Raw genomic sequence first — 11,564 nt, 5'->3', positions numbered from 1 at the left:
CGGCGCGTTCCTGCACGGCGGCCGCGGGCTGATCGCGTTCGCGCTGCCGGTCGGAGCGCTGGCGCTGCTGCTCGGCATGAACGAGGAGCACCGGGAGGTCAACTACCGGCCGCCGCAGGTCGACGCGGACCGGATCGTCGTCGCCGCCAGCCCGGCCGACCTCGAAGGTTCCTACCAGGGCGGCTCGCGCTTGATCTCGCTCGACCTCCGGCCGCTGCGCATGCCGGCCGGCGAGAGCGTCGCGACCAGCGCGGAAACGACCAACGGCCTGATCCGCGTGCTGCTGCCACCGAACGTGGACGTCACCGCGGAATGCGGCGCCGACGGCGGGTCCGTCGAATGCCTGGGCTCGCAGGCGAACGGCAGCAACAGCCGGATCAGCGTCACCGACAACGGCCCGGACGGACCCGGTGGCGGGCACGTCGAGCTCGACTTGACCACTGCGAACGGGCGCGTGGAGGTGCTCCGTGGCTGACGACGATTCTCGCGCGAACGGCGACGACCACACGAAACCGGACACCGTGCTGCTGGTCGCGGGTGCGCTGGCGCTGCTGCTCGCCGGTTCGTTGCTGCTCGGCGGTACGGAGGACTTCTGGATGGAGTGGTCGCTGGCGGGCATCGCGGTGTTCGTCGGGCTGATCCTGCTGGTGGTCTCGATGCGCCGCCGCTGAAACCGCGCTGCGCCGAAAACCGAACGCACGCAGGCACTGCTCGCCCGCGCATCCATCGCGCCCGGCCGCGGCGTGCGACCGGTGCGGCGGCGCATCCCGAGTCCGGCCGGGAATTCCGCGAATCCCGTGGAATTCGGCCGTGGAAAGTGGCAAAAACGGGACCGGTGGAGTTGGTGCGACTCCGCGTTGCAGCCGATCGGCGGAATTCCGCGCGGGCTGCATCGATATAGCCTGCACCGAACCGTTTCCGGTGCGCAGCCCATACCGGTGGCGCGCACCGTTCGATCCTGCCGAAGGAGACTTTCCGTGTCCCGCACCGGATTCAAGGCGGCAGGCACCGCGCTCGCCGCGCTGTGCTTGCTCCCGTTCGCCACCGCGGCTGCGAATCCGGCCCCGCAGCCGGCCGCACCGAAAAAGCAAGTGTTCTTCGACGACTTCTCCGGCTCCGAGCTCGACCGGTCCAAGTGGCAGGTGGAGGTCACCGGGGAGAACTTCGACACCGTCAACCAGGAGCAGCAGGCCTACGTCGACTCCCCCGAGACGATCTACCTGGACCAGGACGACGCCGCCACCGGCGCGCAGAACGGCGCGCTGGCCCTGCACCCCCGGTACAACCCCGGTTTCCAGGCCCCGGACGGGAACACCTACGACTTCCAGTCCGGCAGGCTCAGCACGCAGGACAAGTACGAGTTCACCTACGGCAGCTATTCGGCGCGGCTGAAGCTGCCCGAGGGCGGCAGCAGCCCGGGCCTGTGGCCCGCCTGGTGGTCGCTGGGCTCGAACATCGACGAGGTGTCCTGGCCGCAGTGCGGTGAAGTCGACGTCATGGAAAACGTCGGCGAACCGTGGACCAGCTCCGCGCTGCACGGCCCCGAGTACAACGGCGACACCCCGATCACCGGCAAGCAGCAATTCGACGGAATGGACCCGGCCGACTGGCACGACTACAAGGTGGACTGGACGCCGGAAGGGTTCACCTTCTCCGTCGACGGCAAGCAGTTCTACCAGATCACCAAGGCCGAAATGGAGCAGAACGGCTGGAGCTGGGTCTACGACGACCCGCAGTTCATGATTCTGAACTTCGCGCTCGGCGGGCAGTTCCCGAACGGCGTCAACGGCGTCACCGAACCCTATTTCGGACTGCCGCAGGAATCCGTTGACAAGGTGGCCGCGGGAAGCGCCCGCTACCTGGTCGACTGGGTCAAGGTCGAGCAGGGCTGAGCGCTCAGCAGCGCCCGGTCTCCCCGATCGCGCGCGTCGTGACCCGCGCCTTCGACGCACGCGACCGCGAGGAATGAGTGAGCGGACCGTTCGCCCGAGCTGTTCGGACGAACGGCCCGCTCGCTCACGCCCGGCCGCGGATCACTCCCATTCGATGGTGCCCGGCGGCTTCGACGTGACGTCCAGCGTGACCCGGTTGACCTCGGAGACCTCGTTGGTGATCCGCGTGGAGATCCGCTCCAGCACGTCGTAGGGCAGCCGGGTCCAGTCCGCGGTCATCGCGTCCTCGCTGGAAACCGGCCGCAGCACCACCGGATGCCCGTAGGTCCGCCCGTCGCCCTGCACGCCCACCGAGCGCACGTCCGCCAGCAGCACCACGGGGCACTGCCAGATGTCCCGGTCGAGCCCGGCCGCGGTCAGCTCCTCCCGCGCGATCGCGTCCGCGGCGCGCAAGGTGTGCAGCCGGTCCGCGGTGACCTCGCCGATGATGCGGATCGCCAGGCCCGGTCCGGGGAACGGCTGGCGGTGCACGATCGTCTCCGGCAGGCCCAGTTCCAGCCCGACCCGGCGCACCTCGTCCTTGAACAGCGCGCGCAGCGGCTCCACCAGCTGGAACTGCAGGTCTTCCGGCAGGCCACCCACGTTGTGGTGGCTCTTGATGTTCGCCGCGCCGGTTCCGCCGCCGGACTCCACCACGTCCGGGTACAGCGTGCCCTGCACCAGGAAGTCCACGTCACCGCCGGAATCGGCGACCAGCTCGCGGGCGGTGCTCTCGAAGGAGCGGATGAACTCCCGCCCGATGATCTTGCGCTTCTCCTCCGGGTCGGCCACCCCGGCCAGCGCACCGACGAACTGGTCCACCGCGTCCACCGTCACCAGCTTGACGCCGGTGGCCGCCACGAAGTCGCGTTCCACCTGCGCCCGCTCGCCCGCGCGCAGCAGGCCGTGGTCGACGAACACGCAGGTGAGCTGATCACCGATGGCGCGCTGCACGAGCGCACCGGCGACCGCGGAGTCCACTCCGCCGGACAGCGCGCAGATCGCCCGCCGGTCACCCACCTGCTCGCGGATCGCGGCGACCGTGTCGTCCACGATCGAAGCGGTCGTCCACTGCGGCCGCACACCTGCGATGTCCTGCAGGAACCGGCGCAGCACCTCTTGGCCGTGCGGCGAGTGCGCCACCTCGGGGTGGTACTGCACCCCGGCCAGCCGCCGTTCCCGGTCCTCGAAGGCCGCGACCGGGGTGTCCTTGCTGCCCGCGGTGACGGCGAAGCCCTCCGGTGCTTTGCTGACCGAGTCGCCGTGGCTCATCCACACCGGGTGGTGCGCGGGCAGGTCCTCGTGCAGCGTGCCGCCGTCACCGGAGACCTCGAGGTCGGTTCGGCCGTACTCGCTGGTGCCGGTGTGTTCGACGCTGCCGCCGAGCGCCTTGGTCATCGCCTGGAACCCGTAGCAGATGCCGAACACGGGCACGCCCGCGTCGAAGATCGCCGGGTCGACCTGCGGCGCGTCTTCGGCGTAGACGCTGGCCGGGCCGCCGGAGAGCACCAGCGCGGCCGGGTCGCGGCGCACCAGCTCATCGACCGGCGTGTCGTGCGGGACGACCTCGGAGTAGATCTGCGTCTCGCGCACCCGGCGCGCGATCAGCTGCGCGTACTGCGCGCCGTAGTCGACGACCAGCACGGGCCCCTTGCCGTCGCGCGGGGGCTGGTCGGGGCTGCTTGCGGTACCGGACACGTCGTCGAAACCTCCAGGGATGCGGGCGCTACCGCCATCATCCCAGCTAGCCGAGGCCACCAGGGCAGCACCTCCGCCCTCGCGACCGCCGACTCGCCAGACCCGCTCCTACATTCCGCCGACGCGCCCGAACACCACCCCACCCGGGCAGACAGATCCGAGTGCACGGACCGCCGGTCCGAACAGATCGGGCGATGAGTCCGTTCGCTCCGAAAATTCCGACCGGGTCGGGTGGCGGTGGCGCGTGTCGGCCGGGCGCTCGGCTAGACCAGCGGGAGGCGCAGCGCTGCGGGAGCCTCGGAAGGCACCGCGGGCGACTTCGGCGCGACCGGATCCAGCCGCCGATAGCCCTCGGACTGCTCGGCCCTCGGATCCTGCTCGCCCTTGTTCGGCCACATCGAGAACGCCCGCTCGGCCTGCGCGGTGATCGTCAGCGACGGGTTCACACCGAGGTTCGCGGTGATCGCCGAGCCGTCCACCACCGACAGCGTCGGGTGCCCGTAGGCCCGGTGGTACGGGTCGATCACACCGTGCTCAGCGTCCTCCCCGATCGGGCAACCGCCGATGAAGTGCGCGGTCATCGGGATGTCCATCAGCTCGCCCCAGGTACCGCCCGCGATGCCGCCGATCTTCTCCGCGGTGCGGCGGTTGGCCTCCTCACCGGCCGGGATGTAGGCCGGGTTCGGCGCGCCGTGGCCCTGCCGCGAGGTCAGCCGCGAACCGAACAGCCCGCGCTTGACCCGCGTGATCAGCGAATTGTCCAGGCTCTGCATCACCAGCAGGATGATCGTGCGCTCGCTCCACCGGCGCACCACGGCCATCTTCACGGCCTCCACCGGGTTCTTGCGCACGAACCGCAACCACTGCCGCCAGCGCGGCGACGGGTCGTCACCTCGAGTCGGGAAGGTCTGCAGCAGCCCCATCGCGTTGCTGCCCTTGCCGTAGCGGACGGGTTCGATGTGCGTGTCGTCGTCCGGGTGGAACGACGAGGTGATCGCGACGCCCTCGGAGAAGTTCCGCTCCCCCACGTCCGGCACCTGCGCACCGATGATCGCCTCGGAGTTGGTGCGGGTCAGCTCGCCGAGCTTGGCCGACATCCGCGGCAGGTCCCCGCGGTCCCGCGAGCGGTGCAGCAGGTTCTGGGTGCCCCAGGTACCGGCCGCCAGCACGACTTGATCGGCGGTGAAGACCTTGCTGCCCAGCGACATCTTCGCGCCGGTGCGCCGGGTGCCGATGCGCCAGCCCCCGCCGGAGCCTTCGGCCAGGCGGTGCACCGTGGTCATCGGGAACACCTCGGCACCTCCGGCCTCGGCGAGGTAGAGGTAGTTCTTCACCAGCGTGTTCTTCGCGCCGACGCGGCAGCCGGTCATGCACGCGCCGCACTCGGTGCACCCGGTGCGCTGCGGCCCGGCCCCGCCGAAGTACGGGTCTTCGGCGGTCTCGCCCGGCGAACCGAAGTGCACCCCCACCGGGGTCGAGTGGTAGCTGCCGCCGACGCCCATGTCCGCGGCGACCTGCTTCATCACCTCGTCCGACGGCGTGGTGCTCGGGTTGGTCACCACCCCGAGCATCCGGCTGGCCTGGTCGTAGTGCGGCGCGAGCTCGCCCTCCCAGTCGGTGATGTGCGCCCACTGCGAGTCCTCGTAGAACGGCCGCAGCGGCCGGTACAGCGTGTTCGCGTACACCAACGACCCACCGCCGACCCCGGAGCCGGCCAGGATCAGGCAGTCCCGCAGCAGGTGGATGCGCTGGATCCCGTAGCAGCCGAACTGCGGCGCCCACAGGAACCGGCGCAGGTCCCACGAGGTCTCGGCGAACTCGTCGTCGGCGAACCGCCGCCCCGCCTCCAGCACGGCAACGCGGTAGCCCTTCTCGGTCAGCCGCAGCGCGGCGACGCTCCCGCCGAAACCGGAGCCGATCACGACGACGTCGTAGTGGTTCTGCCGATCTTGGTGACCAAGAGCACCGTTGCTGGAAGCCATGCGCCTCACGTTAGACGCCATTACTCACCGGTAGCCAGAGGTTGCCGCCAAGCCGTTGGCGGGATCCGTACCGGAGGCGGGAAAAATCGCGGTTCTTTCCCGGGTGCGGCTCACCGCTGCAGCGTCAGACCGACCTTCTGGAACTCCTTCAGCTCCGAGTACCCGGTCTTCGCCATCGACCGGCGCAGCCCGCCGAACAGGTTGATCGTGCCGTACGGGTCGCTGCTCGGCCCGTACAGCACCGTCTCCAGGTCGGCGCCGGAACCGGTGAACCCGACGATCTCGCTGCGCGGCAGGCTCGGGTGCGCCGCGGCCGCGGTCCAGTAGTAACCCTGCCCGGGGGCTTCGGACGCCTCGGTCAACGCCTCGCCGAGCATCACCGCGTCCGCGCCGCAGGCGATCGCCTTGGCGATCTCGCCCGAGTAGGACAGCGCGCCGTCGGCCAGCACGTGCACGTACCGGCCGCCGGTCTCGTCCAGGTAGTCCCGGCGAGCCGCCGCGGCATCGGCGATCGCGGTGGCCATCGGCACCCCGATGCCCAGCACCTGCGTGGTCGTGGCCGACCGGGACCGGCCGAAGCCGACGATCACGCCCGCGGCGCCGGTGCGCATCAGGTGCATCGCGGTGTGGTAGTCGCCGACACCGCCCGCGATCACCGGCACGTCCAGGTCGGCGATGAACCGCTTCAGGTTCAGCGGCTCGCCGTCCCTGGCCACGTGCTCGGCCGAGACGATGGTGCCCTGCACCATCAGCACCTCGACCCCGGCGGCCAGCAGGTCGGGGGTGAGTTCCTCGGCGTGCTGCGGGCTCACCCGGGCTGCCACGGTCACGCCGGAGTCCTTGATCTGCTTGACCGCCTGGGTCAGCAGGTCGCGGCGCACCGGTTCGGCGTGCAGCCGCTGCAGCAGCTTCATCGCCGCATCCGGGTCGCTGCTCTCCTCGGCGGCGCGCACCACCTCGGCCAGCCGTTCTTCGACGTTGGCGTGCCGCGCCCAGAGCCCTTCGGCGTTGAGCACGCCGAGCCCGCCGAGCTCACCGATGCGGATCGCGGTCGCCGGCGAGACCACCGCGTCCGTCGGGTGCGTCACCAACGGGATGTCGAACCGGTAGGCGTCGATCTGCCAGGACAGCGACACGTCCTTCGACGAACGGGTCCGCCGCGACGGCACGATCTCGATGTCGTCCAGGTCGTAGCCGCGCATGGCCGTCCGGCCCATGCCGATCTCCACCAGATCCCGCACCTTGTTCCTCCCTCGCGGCACCGCAACTGCGGCCGGACATTCTTGCTGCTGCTTGCAGGCGACCCGCAGGCGGGCCGCCTGCCGGGCTGTTCGAGCTGCTGGACGGGCGGGCCGCGCAGGCCCATCAACGGCCCGCGCGACCTGCGCGGACCGTTCAGCGCGTGGTGTAGTTCGGCGCCTCGACGGTCATCGTGATGTCGTGCGGGTGGCTCTCCTTGAGACCCGCCGCGGTGATCCGCACCAGGTTCGCCCGCTGCAGCTGCGGGATCGTCGTCGAGCCGGTGTAGCCCATGCCGGAACGCAGCCCCCCAACGAGCTGGTCGACGACCTGGGCCAGCGGGCCGCGGTACGGCACCCGGCCTTCGATGCCCTCCGGCACCAGCTTGTCCTCGGAGAGCACGTCGTCCTGGAAGTAGCGGTCCTTCGAGTACGACTTGGCCTGCCCGCGGGTCTGCATCGCACCCAGCGAACCCATCCCGCGGTAGACCTTGAACTGCTTGCCGTTGACCAGGATCAGCTCGCCCGGCGACTCCGCGGTGCCCGCCAGCAGGCTGCCCAGCATCACGCTGCTGGCGCCGGAGGCGATCGCCTTCGGGATGTCGCCGGAGTACTGGATGCCGCCGTCGCCGATGATCGGCACGCCTGCCGGGCGGCACGCCTGGTCGGCCTCGTAGATCGCGCTGATCTGCGGCACGCCGACCCCGGCCACGACCCGCGTGGTGCAGATGGAGCCCGGTCCGACGCCGACCTTCACCGCGTCCGCACCGGCGTCCACCAGCGCCTGCGCCCCGGCCCGGCTGGCCACGTTCCCGCCGATCACGTCGACCGAGTGGCCCAGCTCCTTCTTCAACGTCGCCACGGTGTCCACCACCGCGCGGGAATGCCCGTGCGCGGTGTCCACGATCAGCACGTCCACCCCGGCATCGACCAGCGCCATCGCGCGCTCGTGCGAGTCGGCGCCGACGCCGACCGCCGCGCCGCACAGCAGCCGGCCGTCCGGGTCCTTGGTGGCGTTCGGGTACTGCTCGGTCTTGACGAAGTCCTTGACGGTGATCAGCCCGCGCAGCTTGCCCGCGTTGTCCACGATCGGCAGCTTCTCGACCTTGTTCCTGCGCAGCAGGCCCAGCGCGGCGTCCGCGGTCACCCCGACCTGCGCGGTCACCAGCGGCGCGGGAGTCATGATCTCGCGCACCCGGCGGGTGTGATCGGCCTCGAACCGCATGTCCCGGTTGGTGATGATGCCCGCCAGCGTGCCGTCCGGATCGGTCACCGGCACACCGGAGATCCGGTAGCGCGCGCACAGCGCGTCGACCTCGGCCATGGTGTCCTCCGGCGAGCAGGTCACCGGGTCGGTCACCATGCCGGCTTCGGAACGCTTGACCACCTCGGCCTGCGCGGCCTGCTCCTCCACCGCCAGGTTCCGCTGCAGGATGCCGACACCGCCCTGGCGCGCCATCGCGATGGCCATCCGCGCCTCGGTGACCGTGTCCATCGCCGCGGACAGCAGCGGCACCCGCAGCTGCACGTTGCGGGACAGCTGAGTTCCGGTATCGACGCTGCTGGGGATCACGTCCGACTCGTCGGGCAACAGCAGGACGTCGTCGAAGGTCAACCCGAGCGTGGCGAACTTGGCGGGGAATCCGGGAGCGGTCAGTTCGCTGGTCATGGCGAGGCGGTGTGCCTTCCTGCAAGCAACGGTGGTGGCACCGAAGGATCCGGGCGGGGGCTCATCGGGCGATACCGCGCACCGGAGGCGGCGGTCGACGTCCCCGGCACGAGCGGCAGGTGCGATTTCCCCATGATATAGACCCGCTGGTCACAAGCGGTCCCCGGTGTGGTGGCACGCACGCGCGCGGCGGCAGCCGCCCCGAGCGGTTCCGGGTTGCGAGGTGGGCGGTACCGTGCGGTCCGTGCCGCACGATCCGCTGCCCCCAGACCCGTTCGCGGGCGACCCGGACGATCCGAGCAGAACGCTCGACGACCAGGACTCGGAACAGGGCCCGCCGCTGGGTGAGGACGAACGCGCCGAGCTGCTGTCCGACCTCACCGACCTCGCCGTCTACCAAGCGCTGCTGGAGCCGCGCGGGGTCCGCGGGATCGTCGTGGACTGCACCGACTGCGGCGAGCCGCACTACCACGACTGGGAACTGCTGCGCTCCAGCTTGGAGCAGCTGCTGCACGACGGGCGGATGCGCCCGCACGAACCCGCCTACTCCCCGGACCCGAGCCATTACGTGAGCTGGGAGTACTGCCGCGGGTTCGCCGACGGCGTCACCGAGACGGAGAACGAGAACACCCGCTGACGCCGGTCGCCGTCGCCGATTCCGCTCCGCGCGTTCGCGCGCAGCACCCGTACCGCTGCAGCGGTGCCTGAGTACACGTCCGGAAGACCTGCCGCCGGGCGGTTCGCCTCGCACCTCCGAACGGTTCGACCGGATCCCGGCGGTGCTTGCGCCCGCTCCGGCCGAACCGCGCGGCGGCTCAGTTCGGGAAGAAGCTGTTCGAGTCCGAGGTCATCCCGCCGGTCGTCCCGATCCCGCTGGAGGGCCGGTCCGAGGTGCCGCTGGTCTCGCTCGGCGCGCTCGGCGATGTCGTCGGCACCTGCGAGGAGCTGGGGGTGCTCGGGGTCGTCGGCGGCACCGACGGTTCCGGCGGCGGCAGCGGCAGCTGCGACGGCGGCGGGCTCGGCGTCACGCTCGTGGGCTGGTGCGTGCTGGTGGAGGTCTCCGAGGTCGAGGGTTCCGACGGGGAAGTGCCCCCCTCGTAGCGCCGCAGCAGCTCCCGATGGGTGCTTCGCAGCTGGTCGAGTCGTTGCCCGTCCTCGACCGCCTTCATGTGCTCCAGCGCGCGCTCCAGCGCCTGCTTCGCGTCTCCGGTGCGGTTCTCCTGAAGCGCGCTGTCGGCGACGTTGAGATCCTGCTGCGCTGCGTCGACGGCCAGGCTCGAGCGCGAGTGATCGGCGTAGAGCACCGTCGCCACGCCCCACAGCATGTCGCCCGGCATCGCGTCCCGGGCCGCCAGCCCGACGCCGGTGAACCCGATCATCAGCACCGCGGCCGCGGAGGCCACCGGAACCAGGTGCCTGCGCCGCGACCGGCGCCGCGGGCGGCGGCCTGCGGCGATCGCGCCCGCCGCCTCGTCGAGCTCGACCAGCTCGCCGATGGGCGCGGCGTCGACTTCCCGCCGCCACGCCACCAGCAGCGATTCCAGTGCAGGACCGGCTTCTTCGGATTCCCCGGGCACGCTCGGGTTGGTGCCGCCGAGGGCGTCCAGCAGCGCGTCGTCGGACTGGATCTCGGAGAGGTTCAGCGGCTCGGTGCCGACCTCGTCCGCGTCGATCAGCCCTTCCGCGGTGGCCTGCTCGGTGTCCGCGTCGGTCACGCTCGGCCGCTGCCGGAAGTCCAGCACGGTGGCGTCCGTCGACCCGTCCGAAGTGGACGGAGTTTCCTCCGAAGTGGACTGATCCGGGAACTCGGCGGCGTCGGAATCGCCGCCCTGCTGGGCGGTATCGAGCTTTTCGGTGTCCTGTTCGGACTCGTTCTGTTCGCCCGCGCCGGTGCTATCCGCGGCTGCGGCGACTCCCGGCTCGTCGGGCGTCTCGGCGGTGTTCGACCCGGCGGCCACGGCGGCGGCGGAGTCGGACTCTCGGTTGTCGATCAGCTCGGCTCCCTCGCCAGCGGCGGGCGGGGCCGAAGCTGCCTCCGGTTCACCCGACCCACCCGCACGGTCGTCCGGCCGGCCGGATTCGACGGGGTGCTCCGCGGCGTGCTCCCGCCCCGGGGCACGCTCGGGTTCTTCCCGCTCGACCATTCAGACCACCTCCTCCGCGGACAGCGTCTTTCGCAGCCGGGCCAATGCACGATGCTGCGCCACTCGCACCGCCCCCGGCGTCGAACCGACCGCTTCGGCGGTTTCCTCCGCGGACAACCCGACGACCACCCGGAGCAGCAGGATCTCCCGCTGCTTGGCCGGGAGGACGCGCAACAGCTGCGCCATCCTGCCCGAAAGCTCACCCTGCATCGCCCGCTGCTCCGGGCCGGCTTCGGATTCCGGGGTGTCCGGAACGTCCGCCACCGGTTCGGAGCGGTTGCGGGCCGACGCACGATGCGCATCAGCCACCTTGTGCGCGGCGATGCCGTACACGAACGCCAAGAAGGGGCGACCCTGATCCCGGTAGCTGGGCAACGCCGTCAGCACGGCGAGGCAGACTTCCTGGGCCACGTCGTCCGCAGAAGCGAACGACCGCTCGTTTCGTCCCACCCTGGCGCGGCAGTACCGCACCACCAAAGGACGGATTTCGGCCAGCAAGCGCTCGATCGACTGACGATCGCCGTCGACGGCGGCGCTTACAAGAGCGTCCAGCCCGTCCCCCACGTTGCTCATCGCAGACAGCAGCCCTGGTGTTACGCGTTCAAGCGACTCGGATTTGTCCGGCGTACATCACGTGCACCGCACGTTGCGCCGGAGTCACCGTACCGGGCGAGGGCAGATCCCTGAACAGGGAGTGGGGGACATCGGGGGTCGTTGTCACACAACCATAACTACCAGATATCCACCCTGGCATGGTTCGCCCAGTCCGGAAGTGCCGCGGATCGGCGAATGTTAAGGGTCCGCGCGGCGGCGGCCTAGCGGCCGCAGTGCGCAGCGGACGCGATCACGAGACGTGCCCCCGGCCACGGCCGGCCGGTTCGGTCACCGGCAGGTGGCGAGGG

General features: G+C 70.6%; 9 protein-coding genes and 1 pseudogene. 4 read left to right on the top strand and 6 right to left on the bottom strand.

Annotated features, from left to right (window positions below):
- The 3 genes and pseudogenes from IJH84_RS21450 to IJH84_RS21440 form a co-directional block, all read left to right on the top strand.
- Positions 1-475 (top strand): annotated as a pseudogene (locus IJH84_RS21450) (PspC domain-containing protein); the annotation flags it as partial.
- Positions 468-671, top strand: a complete 204-nt coding sequence (locus tag IJH84_RS21445) for a hypothetical protein (protein WP_200068489.1) — start codon at positions 468-470, stop codon at positions 669-671. The pseudogene IJH84_RS21450 and the gene IJH84_RS21445, both read left to right, overlap by 8 nt.
- A 306-nt stretch (positions 672-977) precedes the next feature.
- Positions 978-1,892, top strand: coding sequence for a glycoside hydrolase family 16 protein (locus IJH84_RS21440; protein ID WP_295148197.1), 915 nt, complete (start codon positions 978-980; stop codon positions 1,890-1,892).
- Between the two features lie 141 nt (positions 1,893-2,033).
- On the opposite strand, the gene guaA is transcribed toward IJH84_RS21440, so the two are convergent.
- From guaA to guaB, 4 genes are all read right to left on the bottom strand, one after another.
- Positions 2,034-3,629: a glutamine-hydrolyzing GMP synthase gene (guaA, locus tag IJH84_RS21435; protein WP_295148194.1), complete on the bottom strand. Its 1,596-nt coding sequence runs from the start codon at positions 3,627-3,629 to the stop codon at positions 2,034-2,036.
- Positions 3,630-3,892: 263 nt separating this feature from the next.
- Positions 3,893-5,611: an FAD-dependent oxidoreductase gene (locus IJH84_RS21430; protein WP_295148190.1), complete on the bottom strand. Its 1,719-nt coding sequence runs from the start codon at positions 5,609-5,611 to the stop codon at positions 3,893-3,895.
- 110 nt (positions 5,612-5,721) lie between these two features.
- Entirely contained in the window at positions 5,722-6,852 is a 1,131-nt protein-coding gene (locus IJH84_RS21425; RefSeq protein ID WP_295148187.1) for a GuaB3 family IMP dehydrogenase-related protein, read from the bottom strand.
- A gap of 154 nt (positions 6,853-7,006) precedes the next feature.
- Positions 7,007-8,518: an IMP dehydrogenase gene (gene guaB / locus IJH84_RS21420; protein ID WP_295148183.1), complete on the bottom strand. Its 1,512-nt coding sequence runs from the start codon at positions 8,516-8,518 to the stop codon at positions 7,007-7,009.
- Positions 8,519-8,753: 235 nt separating this feature from the next.
- Here guaB and IJH84_RS21415 point away from each other — a divergent pair, with 235 nt between their 5' ends.
- The gene (locus IJH84_RS21415) at positions 8,754-9,155 is read left to right on the top strand and encodes a DUF5319 domain-containing protein (protein WP_295148180.1); all 402 of its coding nucleotides are present in this window, start codon (positions 8,754-8,756) and stop codon (positions 9,153-9,155) included.
- Between the two features lie 178 nt (positions 9,156-9,333).
- Here IJH84_RS21415 and IJH84_RS21410 read toward each other — a convergent pair whose 3' ends face one another.
- On the bottom strand, positions 9,334-10,662 hold the full coding sequence (locus IJH84_RS21410) for an anti-sigma-D factor RsdA (RefSeq protein WP_295148177.1): 1,329 nt from the start codon (positions 10,660-10,662) through the stop codon (positions 9,334-9,336).
- Positions 10,663-11,235: a sigma-70 family RNA polymerase sigma factor gene (locus IJH84_RS21405; RefSeq protein ID WP_200068483.1), complete on the bottom strand. Its 573-nt coding sequence runs from the start codon at positions 11,233-11,235 to the stop codon at positions 10,663-10,665.
- Positions 11,236-11,564 lie beyond the last annotated feature (329 nt).

This window comes from Saccharopolyspora sp., from assembly GCF_017434145.1.
GTDB lineage: Bacteria > Actinomycetota > Actinomycetes > Mycobacteriales > Pseudonocardiaceae > Saccharopolyspora_C > Saccharopolyspora_C galaxeae.
Note: the sequence above shows the minus strand (reverse complement) of the source record. Positions and strands in the feature narration are given on the sequence as shown.

Coding starts and splice junctions, on each gene's coding strand:
- IJH84_RS21430 (WP_295148190.1), bottom strand. CDS start 5,611: ATGGCTTCCAGCAACGGTGCTCTTGGTCACCAAGATCGGCAGAACCAC.
- guaB (WP_295148183.1), bottom strand. CDS start 8,518: ATGACCAGCGAACTGACCGCTCCCGGATTCCCCGCCAAGTTCGCCACG.
- IJH84_RS21410 (WP_295148177.1), bottom strand. CDS start 10,662: ATGGTCGAGCGGGAAGAACCCGAGCGTGCCCCGGGGCGGGAGCACGCC.
- IJH84_RS21405 (WP_200068483.1), bottom strand. CDS start 11,235: ATGAGCAACGTGGGGGACGGGCTGGACGCTCTTGTAAGCGCCGCCGTC.